The sequence below is a fragment of the Cedecea davisae DSM 4568 genome (genome assembly GCF_000412335.2).
In the GTDB taxonomy this organism is placed as follows: domain Bacteria; phylum Pseudomonadota; class Gammaproteobacteria; order Enterobacterales; family Enterobacteriaceae; genus Cedecea; species Cedecea davisae.
Genome location: NZ_KE161030.1, coordinates 3,577,363 through 3,595,178, shown reverse-complemented (window position 1 = coordinate 3,595,178; position 17,816 = coordinate 3,577,363). Strand labels below are relative to the sequence as shown.

Annotated in this window: 17 protein-coding genes; 14 read left to right on the top strand and 3 right to left on the bottom strand. The window is 51.5% G+C overall.

Annotation, left to right across the window (positions count from 1 at the left end; translation table 11 throughout):
* Positions 1–17 precede the first annotated feature (17 nt).
* From HMPREF0201_RS16280 to HMPREF0201_RS16235, 11 genes are read left to right on the top strand one after another with little or no spacing between them, the layout of a single operon-like run.
* On the top strand, positions 18–284 hold the full coding sequence (locus HMPREF0201_RS16280) for a putative phage tail assembly chaperone (protein ID WP_039898678.1): 267 nt from the start codon (positions 18–20) through the stop codon (positions 282–284).
* Positions 285–334: 50 nt separating this feature from the next.
* Entirely contained in the window at positions 335–475 is a 141-nt protein-coding gene (locus HMPREF0201_RS23210; protein ID WP_016537854.1) for a DUF6890 family protein, read from the top strand.
* Positions 472–2,430: a phage tail tape measure protein gene (locus tag HMPREF0201_RS16275; protein WP_016537853.1), complete on the top strand. Its 1,959-nt coding sequence runs from the start codon at positions 472–474 to the stop codon at positions 2,428–2,430. Before HMPREF0201_RS23210 ends, HMPREF0201_RS16275 begins: the two co-directional genes overlap by 4 nt.
* Entirely contained in the window at positions 2,427–2,768 is a 342-nt protein-coding gene (locus HMPREF0201_RS16270; RefSeq protein ID WP_016537852.1) for a DUF2590 family protein, read from the top strand. Before HMPREF0201_RS16275 ends, HMPREF0201_RS16270 begins: the two co-directional genes overlap by 4 nt.
* The gene (locus tag HMPREF0201_RS16265; RefSeq protein WP_039899400.1) at positions 2,746–3,930 is read left to right on the top strand and encodes a baseplate J/gp47 family protein; all 1,185 of its coding nucleotides are present in this window, start codon (positions 2,746–2,748) and stop codon (positions 3,928–3,930) included. Before HMPREF0201_RS16270 ends, HMPREF0201_RS16265 begins: the two co-directional genes overlap by 23 nt.
* Positions 3,923–4,456, top strand: a complete 534-nt coding sequence (locus HMPREF0201_RS16260) for a phage tail protein (RefSeq protein ID WP_016537850.1) — start codon at positions 3,923–3,925, stop codon at positions 4,454–4,456. Before HMPREF0201_RS16265 ends, HMPREF0201_RS16260 begins: the two co-directional genes overlap by 8 nt.
* An 18-nt stretch (positions 4,457–4,474) precedes the next feature.
* The gene (locus HMPREF0201_RS16255) at positions 4,475–6,439 is read left to right on the top strand and encodes a phage tail-collar fiber domain-containing protein (RefSeq protein WP_016537849.1); all 1,965 of its coding nucleotides are present in this window, start codon (positions 4,475–4,477) and stop codon (positions 6,437–6,439) included.
* A 2-nt stretch (positions 6,440–6,441) separates the two neighbouring features.
* A complete protein-coding gene (locus tag HMPREF0201_RS16250) occupies positions 6,442–6,966 on the top strand; it encodes a tail fiber assembly protein (protein ID WP_039898675.1) in 525 nt (174 codons plus the stop codon).
* Positions 6,966–7,667: a hypothetical protein gene (locus tag HMPREF0201_RS16245; protein ID WP_016537847.1), complete on the top strand. Its 702-nt coding sequence runs from the start codon at positions 6,966–6,968 to the stop codon at positions 7,665–7,667. The genes HMPREF0201_RS16250 and HMPREF0201_RS16245 overlap by 1 nt, the downstream gene beginning before the upstream one ends.
* Positions 7,660–8,217 (top strand): baseplate complex protein, encoded by a 558-nt coding sequence (locus HMPREF0201_RS16240; RefSeq protein ID WP_016537846.1) that lies wholly within the window; start codon positions 7,660–7,662, stop codon positions 8,215–8,217. Before HMPREF0201_RS16245 ends, HMPREF0201_RS16240 begins: the two co-directional genes overlap by 8 nt.
* Complete coding sequence (locus HMPREF0201_RS16235) at positions 8,217–9,914, top strand: phage baseplate assembly protein V (protein ID WP_016537845.1); 1,698 nt, start codon at positions 8,217–8,219, stop codon at positions 9,912–9,914. Before HMPREF0201_RS16240 ends, HMPREF0201_RS16235 begins: the two co-directional genes overlap by 1 nt.
* Before the next feature lie 1,096 nt (positions 9,915–11,010).
* On the opposite strand, the gene HMPREF0201_RS16230 is transcribed toward HMPREF0201_RS16235, so the two are convergent.
* From HMPREF0201_RS16230 to bamD, 3 genes are all read right to left on the bottom strand, one after another.
* Positions 11,011–11,487, bottom strand: a complete 477-nt coding sequence (locus tag HMPREF0201_RS16230; RefSeq protein WP_016537843.1) for an OB-fold protein — start codon at positions 11,485–11,487, stop codon at positions 11,011–11,013.
* 307 nt (positions 11,488–11,794) lie between these two features.
* Positions 11,795–12,139 (bottom strand): ribosome-associated translation inhibitor RaiA, encoded by a 345-nt coding sequence (raiA, locus tag HMPREF0201_RS16225; protein ID WP_016537842.1) that lies wholly within the window; start codon positions 12,137–12,139, stop codon positions 11,795–11,797.
* 268 nt (positions 12,140–12,407) lie between these two features.
* Positions 12,408–13,145 (bottom strand): outer membrane protein assembly factor BamD, encoded by a 738-nt coding sequence (gene bamD, locus HMPREF0201_RS16220; RefSeq protein ID WP_016537841.1) that lies wholly within the window; start codon positions 13,143–13,145, stop codon positions 12,408–12,410.
* 134 nt (positions 13,146–13,279) lie between these two features.
* Between bamD and rluD the strand changes: the two genes are divergently transcribed.
* From rluD to clpB, 3 genes are all read left to right on the top strand, one after another.
* Positions 13,280–14,260 carry a 23S rRNA pseudouridine(1911/1915/1917) synthase RluD gene (gene rluD / locus HMPREF0201_RS16215; protein WP_016537840.1) on the top strand — a complete coding sequence of 327 codons (981 nt, stop codon included), beginning with the start codon at positions 13,280–13,282 and terminating at the stop codon, positions 14,258–14,260.
* Positions 14,257–14,988, top strand: a complete 732-nt coding sequence (gene yfiH, locus HMPREF0201_RS16210) for a purine nucleoside phosphorylase YfiH (protein WP_016537839.1) — start codon at positions 14,257–14,259, stop codon at positions 14,986–14,988. The genes rluD and yfiH overlap by 4 nt, the downstream gene beginning before the upstream one ends.
* 130 nt (positions 14,989–15,118) lie before the next feature.
* Positions 15,119–17,692: an ATP-dependent chaperone ClpB gene (gene clpB, locus HMPREF0201_RS16205; RefSeq protein ID WP_039898672.1), complete on the top strand. Its 2,574-nt coding sequence runs from the start codon at positions 15,119–15,121 to the stop codon at positions 17,690–17,692.
* Positions 17,693–17,816 lie beyond the last annotated feature (124 nt).

Genomic DNA, 17,816 nt, shown 5'->3' with positions numbered 1-17,816 from the left:
GCGAAGGAAAGCGAACAATGAGTAAAGAACAAATTATCGTCCTGGGCGTAGCTGGTACTGACCTGACGTTTAAACCGACCATGCAGGATTACAACAAATTCGTAAACGAAATGATGCCAGACAACAAGATTGCGCCGGCTCATAACTACCTGCGCCGCATCGTTGATAAAGAATCAAAAGAGGCGCTGAACGCATTACTGACGAAACCGGGCGCTGCACTGCAGCTGGCTGCAAAGGTTAATGACCAGTTTGTGCCTGAGCTGGAAATCGAAGTAAAAAACTAACGGCGCGGGTTCGCGCTATTGAGCAGAACGGGCTGGAGCAGTATCTGATAATGCGCCGGTACTGGTTGCCAGGGGAAGGCGACGATCCAGACAGCATCGCTGCGGCTATCTGGCTGGATAATCGTCACTGGGAGTATTTGCGCAAGGCCACTGCAGGTGGAATTGCGCTGGCATTAAACGGTGACAAATGAGCGCACAACTCGACTTTACCCTTGCACTGATTGATAAAATCACCCGACCTCTCAAGCAGGCAGAGGCCGGGGTTAAAGGCTTTGCCAGTAAATCTACTCAGGCATTCAGCAACATTGCCGTGGGCGGTGCGGGTCTGTTTGGTGTCGGCATGGGCATTAAAGCGGTGCTACAGCCGGCGCATGAAATGAATATGGCGCTGGGCGAAGTGCGCAGCCTGGGCACAGCTGAAAACGCGCTTAATTCCCTGCGCGATGCCGCCATGAGTTTTTCGATTGCCTACGGCGGCAGCGCCACCGATTTTGTGAAATCCTCCTACGATATCCAGTCTGCTATTTCCGGCCTTGCCGGTGATGACCTTGCGGCATTCACCAATGCATCCAACGTGCTGGCCAAAGCGACCAAAGCAGATGCCGGCACCATCACCAGTTATATGGGCACCATGTATGGCATCTTTACCAAAGATGCCGCAGCGATGGGCAATGCCAAATGGGTGGAAGATATCGCAGGCAAAACCGCCATTGCGGTGAAAATGTTCAAAACATCCGGTAATGAAATGGCCGGCGCATTCACAGCGCTTGGAGCCTCTGCGACATCTTCAGGTGCGGGTGTATCTGAACAGTTCGCCATTCTGGGCCAGCTGCAGTCCACCATGTCAGGCTCTGAAGCCGGCACCAAATACAAATCCTTCCTCGCCGGTGTTGGCGGTGCTCAAAAAGCGCTGGGGCTGGCCTTTACTGATGCCAGCGGGAAAATGAAAAGTACGCCTGAGATCCTGGACTTGATCCGGGGTAAATATGGCGACCTCAGCAAAGTGGCTGATTCCGATCTCATCAAAAAGGCATTCGGCTCTGATGAAGCGGTGGCCATGATTAAGCTGCTTATTAATAACACCGATACGCTGAAGGGAAACATCAGCGCCATCGGCAACACGAAAGGCCTGGACTACGCCGTCAACATGGCCAAAAACATGATTGATCCGTGGGAACGCCTGACGGCATACATGGATGCTATTCGTATTGTCATTGGCAATACTTTGTTGCCTACAATTTATCCGCTGCTCAATGGTGTGGCAGATACGGGCAAACAGTTTATGCGCTGGCAGGCCATCTTTCCGCACATCACCAAATCCATTGGCATACTGGTCATGGCGATTCTGGGTGCGGCAGCGGCAGGGGCTGCACTGAATCTGGTAATGGGTATCAGCAAACTGGTGATGTTGAGCATGCGGGCAGCATGGGCTGTTATCACGTTCCCGATGCTCATCTATACCGCAGGTGTCTGGTTGTGCAACAAAGCCATGCTGGCGTATCAGGCCACGATGATGTTTGTGCGCGGTGCGATGCTGGCTTATAGCATCGCCACCGGCGGCGCAGCAATTGCCACAAATGCGCTGCTCTGGCCCATCCTAGCCGTCATTGCGGTTGTTGCCGCACTCGCGGTCGGGGCGTACATGTTGATCACCCATTTTGATGCGGTTAAGGCGGCATTCCAGTCCGGATGGGAAATCATCGTGGCCGGCTGGCAGTGGTTATGTCAGCAGTTCACCAGTATTTCACCGCTGGGCGCTATGCAGGGCGCTGTGACGGGTATCGGAAATATGTTTGCGGGTTTATGGGATGCCGTGAAATCAATGTTTTCGGATACCTGGTCGTGGATAGTCGACAAGCTGAATATGTTGCCGGGTATAAATATTGAGACACAAAGCCTCGGTAGCTCGGGGGTCGGGCCGGGATTTGCACCAGGCGCAGCCACGTCTCCGGCGTCATTTTCGCCGGATTTGCTCACTGGCGGGAATGTACCTGGGGTGGGTAGTAAAGGTGTCCTGCAGGGCGGTGCGGTAACCGGTGGCCAGACCACGATTGACCAACGTAAAACCTTTGGTTCAACGACGATTCAGGTGCAGCAGATGCCAACCCCAACGCAACTGCGTGAATGGCAGGAAACGCAGGGATGAGTGATTTATTTATAGATTTACTCATCACCGGCGGCGATATCGTGCTGAATGCCGGCAACGAGCCAATGACCTGCAATAACCGCTACAGCATCGGGCAGGACCTGGTGCATTCCGTGATGGAAAGCGGTCTGGCCACAGCGTTAATTGCAGAGCGCAGCCCGACACTGCGCAGCGACATTTTCACCCAGATAATCCTGCTGGTTGAAGGTGATGAACGGATTGTTCCGGGAACAGTCGAGGTGGAAGAAGAAAGCCTGATCAGGCTGCTTATCACCGGTGACACCTATGATTTTGGGCCGCTATCCGAGGGAGTGGATTATGGAAAAGCCGAAGGCTGATTTTGAAAAAGTCCTGCAGGATGCAGGAATGCCGGTCACTGAAGAAGCAGTAAAAGCGGAATTTAACCGCCTGGTGAAAGCCGAGGGGTTTGTGACAAATACCTCCCGTATGTCACCTTTCTGGCGTCTGGTCACGGCATTAATCACTACGCCGGTGATGTGGATCATCAGTGCGCTGATTAATATTGTGATGGCCAATATGTTTGTGGCCACTGCGAGCGGCTCGCTTTTGCGACTGCTGGCGTGGGGGCTGAATGTCACGCCAAAACCTGCCAGTGCAACTCAGGGTGTCGTGCGCTTTACTAAGTCAACAGCAGGTCAGGCCGTTACGGTTCCCGCCGGTACCATTGTCCAGACTGAGCGCATCAATGGCGTTATCTATCAGCTGGCGGTGATGACCAATACTGTCATTCCGGCAAATGTGACTTCAGCACTGATACCCGTTCAGGCGACCGGCGCGGGTGCTGCATGGAATCTTGCACCGGGTTATTTCCGTATTTTGCCGGTGGCCGTGTCAGGTATCGCCAGTGCGGTGACAGAGGATGACTGGTTAACGCAGCCTGGCGGCAATGATGAATCAGATGACGAGCTGCGCGAGCGCTGCCGCAATCAGTTCAATCTGGTAGGGAATTACCATACTGATGCCATTTACCGCAGCATGATTGCGGCGAAGGCCGGTTTGTCTGTGGATCGCATTTTCTTTAAACATGACGCACCGCGTGGGCCAGGAACGGCAAACGCGTATTTGCTGCTCGACAGCGGTCAGGCCTCGCAGCCTTTTATTGACGCTGTTAATGACTTTATCAATACGCAGGGCCATCACGGTCACGGTGATGATATGCAGTGTATGGCCATGCCAGAAACTCATCGTGATCTGACGGCAACGGTGTATGTCGTGAATCTGACAAATCTTGGTACCGAAGGACAGGTGCAGCTGAAAAGCGACGTTGAAAGCCTCATCCGCTGCGCGTTTCGGGAAAATACCGCCTGGGATGTTGTGAAAACATGGCCGTATTCCCGTTTTTCATTCTCGCAGCTGGGGAGTGAGTTACACGAACTGCTTACAGGTATTGATTCAGTGGAGTTTTCGATAAAGGACATCACCAGCCAGCTGGAAGTGCCACGCCTCACGACGCTAACGGTGGAACTCAAAGATGCCTGATTTTTCTAAGCTGAAATTACCGTTCTGGATGGACAAAGGCGAGCTGGCAAAGTTGCTGGCCGCCTGCAAAAAATTCTGGCAATGGTTGTATGACTGGCTGTCATGGCCATCAAAACAATTTGATCCCCTGACATGTCCGGAAGCCATTTTGAATCTGCTGGCATGGGAACGTGACATCACCCGTTTCAGTGGTGAGCCGCTGGATTTGTTCCGGAAGCGCGTGGCTTATGCCTGGATAAATGCGCGTGATGCTGGCAGCGTTGAGGGGTTCATCGAAATTTTCCATCGGCTGGGTATCGGCTATGTGGAACTGCAGGAACGCCAGGCAGATAAGGAATGGGACGTTATCACCATCCGGGTCAGCGATGGCCAGATTGCGGCTAATGGTGCGTTGCTGATGGAAATTATCCGGCAATATGGCCGCACGTGTCGTCGCTATGAATATGAGGTGATCACCATTAACGAACTGGATGTTCGTGCCGGATGGTTCACCGGTGATTACGTGGTTTATACCGCATCAAAATAAGACTTCAGGGAAGAAAATATGTCACAGACCGTTATCACCACGGCATTTGAAGCGCTGAAAGCGCAGCAGGCCGCTGCCAATACCCCTGTGGTACTGGATGAATTTGTGTTTGCCAATGTCCCTAATCTGAACATTACAGACCCTATCGATCCGGCTGAAGCAATGCCCACAACGGCGCAGATTGTGCATCGTACTGCTGTGTCGAAAACGGGAGTAGTGAATGCTAATGGCGTGGTGTATTCCGTCACGCTGGGCGCGGATGTCGGTGATTTTGATTTTAACTGGGTAGGACTTAGAGATAAAACCAGCAATACGCTGGCCATGATTGTGCATGCCCCCGTGCAGCAGAAAGTTAAAAACGCCGCTGGTACACAGGGGAACGTGCTGACGCGCTCGTTTTTGATGGAATATGACGGGGCCAAAAAACAAACTGAAATCACCACGCCGGCAGGAACCTGGCAGATTGATTTTACTGCTCGCCTTGCCGGGATGGATGAGCGTCAGCGAATTGAGAATGTTGATATATACGGGCTGGGGGCATTTATCCGTGATGGCTTTCTGGTTAAGCGTAGCGGGAATAATTACAGCGTTTCGGCAGGCGTCGGATATGTCGGTGGCTTGCGCAGTGAATTGCTAGCCGATCAGGCGCTGACCGTGGCGACAAAACCGGTAAAAGTCTGGGTAGATGTGTGCTGGAAAGGTACGTTGACCAGTGTCTGGCAGGTGACCACTGCATTTTCAGTGGTAGATGCTCTGGCTGATTATGTGAAAGATGACGTAAAACATTACGTGTTCGCCATTGCTCAGATTAATGCTGATGGTTCTGTTACGGATCTGCGAAAAAATATCGCATTTCTGAAACAGGAAAATAATTTATCAGATGTGGTGAACGTGGCTGAAGCCCGTCAAAATCTGGAATTAAAAAGTGCGGCTTTACGTGATGTGGGGATTGCTTCAGGAGCCATTCCACTGTCTGAAAATGTGATGTTATCCACAGCCGTGATGAATGTTCCCGCCGGCACTGATTTAAACACCATAAACAGGACTGGGTTTTATGACATTGCTGCTGCGGATGCATCTGGATTTACTAATTATCCGACTTACCCTGACGGCACTCCTTTGTACTCATATGGTTGTCTTCTCGTTTTTGTCGATACGCTTGCTCTGACACAAATCTATTTAACGCACAGAGGAGAGATGGCAACGAGGCAGCGCTGGGTGGGGGGCTGGGGGGAGTGGGTGACGACATATAATACCGCACATAAACCCAAACCGGAGGAAGTCGGTGCATTACCTGAAAAGGGTAACGCTGTATCTGCCACAAAACTCAGCCAGGCAAGAAAGATTGCTGGCCATTTGTTTGATGGCACAGCAGATATTGTGATTGCACCCGCTGATGTAGGGGCGGTATCTATACAGGGCGGGGATTATAATAAAACGTACAAATTTGGCCGTGTTGAAATAATTCCCCTTGAATCCAATATGGCTGCACTTTACGGCGCTCAGGGTGCCGCCGGCTCTATTGTTTCAGGTGCGGAATTTCACTGGTATGGAAACCAAATTAATCTCGGCATTGCACGTGATGCAGGTTACGGGGCGGCTGGATTTATCGTTGCGCTGAATGGGCGCACTATCATGAGCATTGATCCATCAGGGAATATAGCCGCAACTGGTAATGTGGTGGCGACAAACGGAGTGTTTGAGTCAGGCGGGCAGGTTCGCGTTTATTCTTCCAACAATCCTCCACCGAGGCAGGATTTAAGCTCTTATGCTACATCGGCATGGGTTAGCAGCTACTTTGTCCAGGGCGTAAGGTTTGGTGCCGTAGAGTCGGCTCCGATCTGGAGGGGCACTGGTTATCGCGATCAGGTGGGTTATGTCATTACGGGCGTTGAAAATGATGGAAATGAATCTGTCGATACCGCATATCGCCGGACACTGCAAATCAATATAAATGGTTCATGGATGGTCGTAGGGGCATAACAATGGAACACTTTAAAGGCTTTGAATTAACTTTATCTCTCACGCCTGAGCAAGACGAGCTTTCAAGGCTTCATAATATCCTGTTCTTGCATGATGAAAATGGTGTTGACTGGTATATAAGGCAGCTTTCATTTAACACTGAAACAGTGAAAATTCAGTATGATAATGAAGGTGTCATTGTTGCTATGGATAGTGATGTCAGCAAATTATTTCCCTTAAATTGTTCTGTCATCGAAATTGACAAAGAAAGCTTTTCATCTGAAATCAAAGCTGATGGCAATTGGATATTCAGTAACGGTTCAGTGACCCGAAAAGCAATAGATTATGTCTCACTTGCCAGTGCTCAACGTGACAGTGAAATGGCATGGGCATCATCAGGTATAAATGCTTTGGTGGATTCTCAGCAGGATGGTGACATTACACCAGATGAAGAAATTCAATTGGCAAAACTGAGAGAATACCGCAGTAATTTGCGCCAGCTTGATGTCACTCACGCACCAGATGTTGCCTGGCCGGAGCGCCCGTAATGTCATGGTCACAGGCTACGTTGCGCATTCCCTCTCAGTTATCCGCTTTATCCTGCAGTGTTATTCCTGCGCACCCCTGGGTACCTGAGCTGGGGCAGCATACCCAGTCAGGGGGATATCTCAGCCCGCTAAATGCTGTCTCTTATCTGGGTAAACGTCTGCTGGAGAAGGGGGCCGGCTCACACAACATCATCATGATGCTGTGTGAAAACACGCACAGCGATTTGCTTTCATCCCTTGATTCTGTCGCTTCAGTGCTGCCCATGCCGGAGCTGAAACAGGTGCGCCGGCTGGCGCAGTCATTTGGTGAGCTTGAACAGGTGAAAATGCAGTTACCTGATGTGCTTTCCGTGTTACCGGCTCCTGTTACCGTCGCAACTGAAACGACACGGCAGGCACTGAATGCCGCACGCATTGAGGCCGCAAAACTGGAAGCGGCCGCAGATGCCAGTGTGAGTTCGATAACCACGGGGCTGGCGGGTTTTCTTCAGGAGCGCACCGCAGCACTGGCAGACATCGCAAGCGCAATGACGGAACTGCAGGGGAAAACGGCGAAAGCGTGGTTTTTCAATATGAAGGGGCCGGCGCTGACAACAGCGGTGGAACTGGTAAAAAACCTGCCCCATCCGGATGCGGTACACACTGCAGCCATTCTTTTCACAGGAAGTGATTTGAGCGCACTGGAGGCAATGATTGGCTAACATCATTCTGGCTCTCGATGGCGAGGCCATCATTATGAAAAATCTGCGCGTCACGCTTGGGATGCAGTATCAGGATAAAGACCAGTCCGGGCAGACATCGAGCACGGCCCGAGCAGAGCAGGGTATTAAAGCTAAGGAGCTGCAGGTAAGTGGAGTGATCCCATTCTCTGAAGAAAAAACGTTGAAGCGTCTTTTTGCACTGGCCAGCGCGACGACAGCCGGTGGAGAGCTGGCGCTTTACCGTGTGGCTAACCTGACAGCAAACACGGTAGGCATTCGCCAGGTCAATTTTGCGGGCAAGCTGGAGGCGCAGGAACAGGATGGAAAAATGGCCTGGGGTGTGCAGTTTACGCTGCGTGAAAAACACAGCGTGCCGGAAAAACGTCAGGCTCGAAACGATTCCCGAAATGGTACTGCAGCGGCAAAACAATCAGCTGGCGGCGATGACGCAAGCAGCAGCGCCGCGAAAGAAAGCGATCAGAAGCTGACGTGGTTTGAAAGCAAGGTATTGAACCCCGTCAATAATGCGCTTGGTAAGGTGGTGGATTAATGCGTCCAATTAAACGTCTTTATCTTTCTGGTGACGAAATTCCCCTGTCTGATGTCAATCTGGTACTGGAAATGTCATCCGGTGGTAGGGGTTTTATTACCGCCGTGACCAGTGATGATTACACCGGCAAACTGGTGCGCCTTGATATTGGATACCCGGATATGATGTATCGCTGGTTTACCGGGTATGTTGAGCGGTCGCAGCCGGCAGAGAACGGCTGCGCAAAACTGTTTGTGCGGGAGCTGGCGGGTAAACTTGATAAGCCAATTCCCTGCTCATTCCAGCACCCTACTTTACGCATCGTTACCGAATGGCTGGGAAACCATACTGGTTTGGCGTTCACGCTTCCCGCTAACGCCGACTACACCGACAGACCAATAGCCCATTTCACCCACGCCGGCACTGGCTGGCAGCTGCTGGCCATTCTGGGAAAATCCTTCAGTATTCCTGATTATGTCTGGTATCAGCTGCCTGATGGCGACATGTTCACCGGCAGCTATGCGCACAGCTTACTGGCAAATAAGCCGGTCGATATTCCGCATGAGTTCAGCCAGGCATCAGCCGCCGGCGATACGATGACCATCCCGATGGTGCCGACACTGCGCCCGGGTGCGATGGTGAATGGCCAGCGGGTAACGAAAGTCGGGCTGATGAACGATGACATGATGCTGACATGGACGCCGCTTGATGCCGCCGGCAACCCGTTAACCAAACCCCTGATACGTCGCCAGTTGGAGGCCGTGTGTCCGGAGATTGCTGGCGGGCTGCATGTTCCCCGTGTTGCGCGGGTGATTGCGCATTCAGAGCCGGTTAGCAGCGGCAACATTGCTAACGAGTTTCGGCCACGCTATGCCGTGGATCTGCAGCTGCAGGACGCAGACGGCAACCCGGTAACAGATACACCGGTTTATAAAGCGGTCCAGGTGCCGGTGCCGATGGCTGGCCATGACAGCGGCATGTTCCAGTTCCCGCCGGTCGGGACACTGGTTGAAGTGGCATTTATGGATGGTCGCCCGGATAAGCCCTTTATTCGCCAGACGTTACCGGACGGCACCAGCCTGCCGAATGTGAAGCCCGGCGAGCAGCTGCAGCAGCAACGTGAAGGCGTGGCAACGCGCGTCACCGTTGAAGGGCATATGCAGCGCACCACTGACCAGACGATTGCGGAATCATCCATGCACCGTGAGGTTAAAGCCGACACGGAAAGCCGCACCATCACGCAGCGTGATACGACTATCCACGCCGGTGATACAACCAAAGTGATGGGGCCAGCAAGGTTAATGGCCGGTGCGATTCAACAGGCCAGCACCGGTGATTACGCCATCGGCACCCAGGCAAACTACGTCGCACATGTGGCGCAGAACGCCACGACAGAAGTCGGCGGCAATCAGTCAGCCAAAGTCACCGGCAGCATCACCACAGAATGTGCGGCGCTGACTGAGAAGATAGCGGGATTGCGTAAGAGTGTTGCCGCCGGCGGGCAGCAGGTGATGGGGCCAACGGTTCATATAGGCAGTGAATCAGTGAACACCCTGCAGATGATGCTGGAAACTATCGATCTGATGCAGCAGGTGGCTACGCTCTGTGCTGCGCATACGCATCAGAACACTGGCGCACCGACGAATGCCGCCGACTTCACGACAGCGGCCACGGCTGCAACAGCAACAAAGAATAAATACAAAGGCTTCATTGCCTGACCTGCCAGCACCATGAGATAGCCCGCCGCGCGCGGGCTTTTTTGTACCTCAAATACAGCCCCCAGAACGCACCACAGGCCACGCAAAAGCGCCACCACGTCAACGCATAGACACGAAAGGATCGTCACAGCAGCGGCCCGCAGAAACGCAGCCGCAGCCACCCACGGAGCGAATCGCATCACGGAAACCGCGCTACACCGCACCCGCCTGCGCTCTTTGCGTCATAAAGTTTTTTCAGTTGGGGATTCTTGCAATTGACCCCTGCAGACCGCGCCAGTGCTGGGGATTACGTGAGAAATGGTAATTGCACAGAATGTAATGAATTTCAGTGGATTTCAGTTGAGCGGGCAGGCCAAATTGCGGGGATGAAAATCAACACAAAGAATAACAATGAGTTATGAGGTTTTCGTGAGTTTCTGACATCCGGATATTATTGGCGATCGCTCATGGTTTAGTTTGGCAAAGCCTTATCTGGTGCGGGTTTGCGTCTTTTTGGTAGCTTTTACGCCATTGCAATGACTTGCACTGTCAGCCTTGCGCTGCACATGTACATCACACACCGATATCACCATAACTAACCCACAACACCTACACATACAAAACAACCAACAATTCAGGGTGAAACCTAGCCAAAAGCGAAATTTTCAAAATTTGAGGGGGGGCATCGGAAAACCGTCACAAACGTCACAAGGTTTAAAAAGTATTATTATCTATATGATATATATAAATAAATTAAGAAATGAAAACCATCACAAAAGCATCACAAAACCATCACGGTGTGACGGTTTATAATGATCACATATGCATTTTTTAATTATATGAATTTTAAGAATTATTTTTTCTGTGACGGTTTCTGTTGCGGTTTGTGATGGTTTTACCGTCACAACTTTTCGTTAATTATTTCATGTGGTTATGGGGTGTTTTGAGGAAGTGTGACGGTTGTGATGGTTTTCCGATGACCGACTCAAAAAAGGGGTAGGGTGAGCATCATGTTTGTTACCATTTGATATCACGGTTGATAGATGAGGGGGAAATAGGGTTGATCGGTATGAAAAAGCCCCGCCAAAAGCGAGGCCCATTTTAATATGAGAAATAACTATTTATTGAAAACACAACTGCGACCAAATGGAGAACCCATTACCCTGGCCATTTTCTCACATGTGATTGTTACTTTTTTTCCTTTTCTCAAAGTTAATGCTGTACTTTTTTCGCTATCTTCCATTGTCATGCTTGCCGGCATAAATTCATTAGAAGTTTTTAACTGAATAATGATTGAATCAGTAAAGTCTTTTTCAATAGATTGAACCACTCCAGAAACTTCAATTAGATTTCCTTTCATTTGTTCATCTGCAGCCACTTCGTTTTCTTCATATGCATTGAATAGCTTGGTTGCTGTAGTACTGAGAACCATCTGCTGTGGCGCCGCTGGCACAGGTTTATCTTTTACTACAGAGGAAGCTGACTGCTCAGTTGTTGTTTCTGCGGCAGTCTGTTTTTTATCTTTTCCTACAATGAAACCAATAACCATCAGAGCTATAAATATATAAAAAATCCATTTGATAATTTTTTTCATAGTACTTAAACCTTGCCAGATTAGTTGTGTTAATTTTGATAACAAGTATCTATATAATAATTAACAGTGGGGCGCATTCGATAGGTAATAATTTGAATACACTGGCGATTATACCATCCGATAATTTGTGAGAGAGGCTTGTGGTCATCTTTTTAGGCAAAAAAAATAGCCTCGAATAATTAGGCTATTTGGTTGATATGGTCGATTTGTGGACGTCGTATGAAAAAAATCCTTTTATTTCATAGTACTACATCAATAAAAAACGCGCCCGGAGGCGCGTTAGGGTAAGTGGAAGGAGAGTAACGGACTACTCTTCGTCGGCTTCTGCTTCTGCGAAGGACACGTCTTTCACTGAACCTGTTGTGCGACGTGCTTCACCTTTGTGCTGCACTTTGTTTAATTGTCGCTCCAGTTTGCTGATTAATTCGTTGATAGCCGTATACATATCTTCATGTCTGGCACTGGCTACAAGGTGCCCATTCGGTGTGTTAATCGTGGCGTCAGCCACAAAACCCTGAGGCTCTTTGGACAAAATGATATGTGGATTAATTAGATGAGTTTGCCACTTGTCCAGTTTGCTGAGACGGTCGGCGACATGCTGGCGAATAGCTGGGGTGATTTCCATTTGCTTGCTGGTAATGTTCATTGTCATAAATTTACCTCTTGTCTTTGCCGTCTTGGTAACTCCAGCATACCGTTCTTAATGTCAAAATGTGTGATTAAGATCACGTTATTTTGTCACTTTTTGTCAACGAAGACTTTTTGTGAGGCAAGACAGGATATCGGCTCTTAACGCTTGTAGTAATCGGGAATCACGTCCATATTTGATAGGATGACCTGACGCTAAACCGTTTCAGTTTTTGCGTCGGCAGATAAAAAAACGGCAGCCGAAGCTGCCGTTTTTCTTACCGTTTGACCTGTCAGGTGTTGCTGCTGTTGGCGGCGATAATCTTCGCTACCTTCTCAGCTTGGCCCGGCATCTGCATTTCGCGGTAGGCTTTTTCCATCAGTTTCAGCCCGTCGCGAGTTGCCTGAGTATCAGGGTAATCGCGCAGCATACCTTCAACGCGATTAACTACTGCCACCCATGCGCCGCGTTTCGTGTAATATTGCGCCACGGAAAGCTCATACTTCGCCAGACGATCCTTCAGGAACACCAGGCGTTTGGTCGCATCCGTAACGTACTGGCTGTTTGGATAGCCGCGCACCAGCTTCGAGAAGTCGTTGAATGCATCGCGCGCGTGCTGCGGATCGCGGTCGGAGCGATCGACGCCGAAGAAGCCCTGCAGTGCGCTATCGTCCAGCGCCATGTCGGTCAGGCCGCGCATGTAGAGCACGTAGTCGATATTTGGATGAGTCGGGTTAAGACGCATGAAGCGATCGATCGCCGCCTGAGCCAGCGGTAAGTCCGCATTCTTGTAGTAAGCGTAAATCAGATCCAACTGCACTTGCTGAGAGTACGGGCCGAACGGATAACGGTTATCCAGCGCTTCCAGTTGCGTTATCGCCGCTTTAAAGTTACCGTCCTGCAGCTTTTGCTGGGCAGTCGCATAGATCTCAGAAGGCGGATTATCAGGAACCTCATCCTTGGAACTGGAGCAACCAGCCAAAGCCAGGCTCAACGTGGCTGCTGCCACCAGATATTTCATGCGCGTCATGACGTTTGACTTTCCTAAGTAATGTTATTTCCGGGAGAGTTCGGTGTTCCGGCTCCCGATAAAGACCAGCTACAATAGCACATTATATTAAACGGCATTGCCGTAAAACCCAACGTTAACGAAAGAAGCTGTCTATGGCACAACTAGTACAACTCACCGAAACGGTGTCCGATTCACAACTGGGTCAACGCTTAGATCAGGCATTGGCCGAATTGTTCCCGGATTATTCGCGTTCGCGCATAAAAGAATGGATTCTTGACCAGCGGGTCACGGTCAACGGCGTTGTCTGGGACAAGCCGAAAGAAAAAGTGTTGGGCGGCGAAAGCGTGGCTATCAATGCTGAAATCGAAGAAGAAGTTCGCTGGGAGCCTCAGGACATCCCGCTGAATATCGTTTATGAAGATGAAGATATTCTGGTTATCAACAAGCCTCGCGACCTGGTGGTTCACCCGGGCGCAGGTAATCCTGATGGCACGGTGCTTAACGCATTACTACATTATTATCCGCCAATTGCTGACGTGCCGCGTGCGGGGATCGTTCACCGTCTCGATAAAGACACGACTGGCCTGATGGTGGTGGCGAAAACCGTTCCGGCGCAAACTCGCCTGGTAGAAGCGCTGCAGCTGCGTGAAATTACCCGTGAGTATGAGGCTGTTGCCATTGGTCATATGACCGGCGGCGGCACGGTGGAAGAGCCGATTAGCCGTCACCCGACGAAGCGTACCCATATGTCGGTACATCCGATGGGCAAACCGGCGGTGACTCATTACCGCATTATGGAACACTTCCGTGTACACACCCGTCTGCGTCTGCGTCTGGAAACCGGCCGTACTCACCAGATTCGTGTGCATATGGCGCACATCACCCACCCGCTGGTGGGCGATCAGCTGTACGGTGGCCGTCCGCGTCCGCCAAAAGGCGCGTCGGATGAGTTTGTCAGCATTCTGCGCAAGTTCGATCGCCAGGCGCTGCACGCCACCATGCTGCGCCTTTACCATCCAATCAGCGGGATTCTGATGGAGTGGAGCGCGCCGATCCCGCAAGATATGGTTGACCTTATCGAAGCCCTGCGTGCCGATACCGAACTCCACAAGGATCAAATGGACTGGCTATGAGCAAAACGATTGTCCCGCAGTGGCCCCTGCCTCAGGGGGTTGCTTCCTGCAGCTCAACCCGCATCGGCGGCGTAAGCGTAGCGCCGTATGATTCACTCAACCTGGGCGCCCACTGCGGTGATAACCCAGAGCACGTTGAAGAGAATCGCCGGCTGTTTTATGCCGCTGCCGGTCTGCCGTCGAAGCCGGTCTGGCTTGAACAGGTACACGGCAAAGCGGTATTGAAGCTGGCGGGCGAACCGTATGCCTCAAAACGAGCGGATGCTTCTTATAGCAATACGCCCGGAACGGTTTGTGCGGTGATGACGGCGGATTGCCTGCCGGTATTGTTCTGTAATGCTGCCGGGACAGAAGTGGCGGCAGCTCATGCTGGCTGGCGTGGGCTGTGTGACGGCGTACTTGAAGAGACGGTCGCCTGTTTTCAGGATAACCCGGAAAATATCCGTGCCTGGTTGGGGCCCGCTATCGGCCCACAAGCCTTTGAAGTCGGGCCGGAAGTGCGCGAAGCCTTTATGGCAAAGGACGAAAAAGCGGCCTCCGCTTTTCGCGCTGCCGGAGAAAAGTATTATGCTGATATCTACCTGCTGGCACGCCAGCGGCTGGCCAATGTGGGCGTCACGCAGGTGTATGGCGGCGATCGCTGTACCTGGACCGAAAGTGGCGATTTCTTCTCATATCGTCGCGACAGAACCACGGGGCGTATGGCAAGTTTCATTTGGCTGATATAACCTCTTGAATCAAGACGATCCAGTGCGGGTAGCTCACGCTTCATATATTTCAGGTCATTAACCTTGAATAATTGAGGGATGACCTCATTTAATCTCCAGTAGCAAATTTGACCTGTTTATGGGAGGAGTTATGCGTCTGGATCGTCTTACCAATAAATTCCAGCTTGCTCTCGCCGATGCCCAATCTCTTGCACTTGGGCACGACAATCAATTCATCGAACCCCTTCACCTGATGAGCGCCTTGCTCAATCAGGAAGGTGGCTCCGTGCGCCCGCTGCTGACCTCTGCCGGGGTTAATGCGGGCCAGCTGCGTACCGCAATCGAACAGGCACTCAGCCGCCTGCCGCAGGTAGAAGGTACCGGCGGCGACGTCCAGCCTTCTCAGGATTTGGTGCGCGTGCTGAACCTGTGTGACAAGCTCGCACAAAAAAGAAACGATAACTTTATCTCGTCAGAACTCTTTGTTCTGGCCGTGCTTGAGTCGCGCGGTACGCTGACGGACTTGCTGAAATCGGCGGGCGCAACGACAGCAAATATTACCGCCGCTATTGAGCAGATGCGTGGAGGTGAGAGCGTGAATGACCAGGGTGCCGAAGACCAACGTCAGGCATTGAAGAAATATACCGTCGATTTAACCGAGCGTGCCGAACAGGGCAAACTGGACCCGGTTATCGGCCGCGACGAAGAAATTCGCCGTACTATTCAGGTATTGCAACGTCGTACCAAAAACAACCCGGTGCTTATCGGTGAGCCCGGCGTCGGTAAAACAGCCATTGTTGAAGGACTGGCTCAGCGCATTATCAATGGTGAAGTGCCGGAGGGACTAAAAGGTCGCCGGGTGCTGGCCCTTGATATGGGGGCGCTGGTGGCCGGTGCGAAATATCGCGGTGAGTTCGAAGAACGCCTGAAAGGGGTGTTGAACGATCTCTCAAAACAGGAAGGCAACGTCATCCTGTTTATTGATGAGCTGCATACTATGGTTGGCGCAGGTAAAGCAGACGGCGCGATGGACGCCGGTAACATGCTTAAACCGGCACTTGCCCGCGGCGAGCTGCACTGCGTAGGGGCGACTACGCTTGACGAATACCGTCAATATATAGAGAAGGATGCCGCGCTGGAGCGCCGTTTCCAGAAAGTGTTCGTCGCCGAGCCTTCTGTTGAAGACACCATTGCGATTCTGCGCGGGCTGAAAGAGCGCTATGAGCTGCACCACCATGTGCAAATCACTGACCCGGCGATCGTTGCGGCGGCTACGCTTTCTCATCGCTATATTGCGGACCGTCAACTGCCGGATAAAGCCATCGACCTTATTGATGAAGCTGCATCCAGTATCCGTATGCAGATTGACTCCAAGCCGGAAGAGCTTGACCGCCTTGACCGCCGCATCATCCAGCTGAAGCTGGAGCAGCAGGCGCTGAAGAAAGAGTCGGATGAAGCCAGCCAAAAACGCCTCAGCATGCTCAACGAAGAGCTGGAGCAGAAAGAGCGCGACTATTCAGTGCTGGAAGAAGAGTGGAAAGCAGAGAAAGCTTCGCTGTCCGGGACTCAAACTATTAAGGCCGAGCTGGAGCAGGCGAAAATTGCTATCGAGCAGGCCCGCCGGGTAGGCGACCTGGGGCGGATGTCCGAGCTGCAGTACGGGAAAATCCCCGAGCTGGAAAAACAGCTTGCGGCGGCAACCCAAAGCGAAGGCAAAACTATGCGTCTGCTGCGTAATAAGGTGACGGATGCGGAAATTGCCGAAGTGCTGGCGCGCTGGACCGGGATACCGGTAGCGAGAATGCTGGAAGGTGAGCGTGACAAACTGCTGCGTATGGAGAAAGAGCTTCATCAGCGAGTGATTGGTCAGGACGAAGCCGTGGAGGCCGTATCAAATGCTATTCGCCGTAGCCGTGCGGGGCTGTCCGATCCGAACCGTCCGATTGGTTCGTTCCTGTTCCTCGGGCCAACCGGGGTAGGGAAAACAGAACTGTGCAAAGCGCTGGCTAACTTTATGTTCGACAGCGACGATGCGATGGTGCGTATCGATATGTCGGAGTTTATGGAGAAACACTCCGTATCCCGTCTGGTGGGGGCACCTCCGGGCTATGTCGGTTATGAAGAAGGCGGTTATCTGACCGAAGCCGTGCGTCGCCGTCCTTATTCGGTGATTTTGCTGGATGAAGTCGAGAAGGCGCACCCGGATGTATTTAACATCCTGCTGCAGGTGCTGGATGATGGTCGTCTGACCGATGGGCAGGGCAGAACCGTCGATTTTCGCAATACGGTGGTGATTATGACCTCGAACCTTGGTTCGGACTTAATTCAGGAGCGCTTTGGCGATCTGGATTACGGTCATATGAAAGATCTGGTTCTCGGTGTGGTAAGCCAAAGCTTCCGTCCGGAATTCATTAACCGTATAGATGAAGTCGTTGTGTTCCATCCGCTGGGTGAGCGTCATATAGCTTCTATTGCGCAGATTCAGCTGCAGCGTTTGTACAAACGTCTCGAAGAGCGTGGTTATGGCGTGCATATTTCTGATGAAGCGCTGAAGCTGCTTAGCGAGAACGGTTATGACCCTGTATACGGTGCACGTCCGCTGAAACGAGCTATCCAGCAGCAAATTGAGAACCCGCTGGCTCAGCAAATCCTCTCCGGGGAGCTGATTCCTGGGAAAACAATTCAGCTGGAAGTGAAAAACGACTGCATTGTGGCAGTGCAGTAAGTCACATAAAGTAAAAAACGAGCCCATTCGGGCTCGTTTTTGTTTGTAAAACGGCCGATCCTGGCCAGGATGTATACTCATTGCCTGGAAAGTGAGCGTTCGATAATTATTTTGTATTTTATAC

Bases quoted from the DNA above. Each gene is read 5' to 3' on its own strand.
- HMPREF0201_RS16280 (WP_039898678.1), top strand. From the start codon at position 18: ATGAGTAAAGAACAAATTATCGTCCTGGGCGTAGCTGGTACTGACCTG.
- HMPREF0201_RS16235 (WP_016537845.1), top strand. From the start codon at position 8,217: ATGCGTCCAATTAAACGTCTTTATCTTTCTGGTGACGAAATTCCCCTG.
- bamD (WP_016537841.1), bottom strand. From the start codon at position 13,145: ATGACGCGCATGAAATATCTGGTGGCAGCAGCCACGTTGAGCCTGGCT.
- raiA (WP_016537842.1), bottom strand. From the start codon at position 12,139: ATGACAATGAACATTACCAGCAAGCAAATGGAAATCACCCCAGCTATT.
- HMPREF0201_RS16275 (WP_016537853.1), top strand. From the start codon at position 472: ATGAGCGCACAACTCGACTTTACCCTTGCACTGATTGATAAAATCACC.
- HMPREF0201_RS23210 (WP_016537854.1), top strand. From the start codon at position 335: ATGCGCCGGTACTGGTTGCCAGGGGAAGGCGACGATCCAGACAGCATC.
- HMPREF0201_RS16245 (WP_016537847.1), top strand. From the start codon at position 6,966: ATGTCATGGTCACAGGCTACGTTGCGCATTCCCTCTCAGTTATCCGCT.
- HMPREF0201_RS16270 (WP_016537852.1), top strand. From the start codon at position 2,427: ATGAGTGATTTATTTATAGATTTACTCATCACCGGCGGCGATATCGTG.
- yfiH (WP_016537839.1), top strand. From the start codon at position 14,257: ATGAGCAAAACGATTGTCCCGCAGTGGCCCCTGCCTCAGGGGGTTGCT.
- HMPREF0201_RS16250 (WP_039898675.1), top strand. From the start codon at position 6,442: ATGGAACACTTTAAAGGCTTTGAATTAACTTTATCTCTCACGCCTGAG.
- clpB (WP_039898672.1), top strand. From the start codon at position 15,119: ATGCGTCTGGATCGTCTTACCAATAAATTCCAGCTTGCTCTCGCCGAT.
- HMPREF0201_RS16230 (WP_016537843.1), bottom strand. From the start codon at position 11,487: ATGAAAAAAATTATCAAATGGATTTTTTATATATTTATAGCTCTGATG.
- HMPREF0201_RS16260 (WP_016537850.1), top strand. From the start codon at position 3,923: ATGCCTGATTTTTCTAAGCTGAAATTACCGTTCTGGATGGACAAAGGC.
- HMPREF0201_RS16255 (WP_016537849.1), top strand. From the start codon at position 4,475: ATGTCACAGACCGTTATCACCACGGCATTTGAAGCGCTGAAAGCGCAG.
- rluD (WP_016537840.1), top strand. From the start codon at position 13,280: ATGGCACAACTAGTACAACTCACCGAAACGGTGTCCGATTCACAACTG.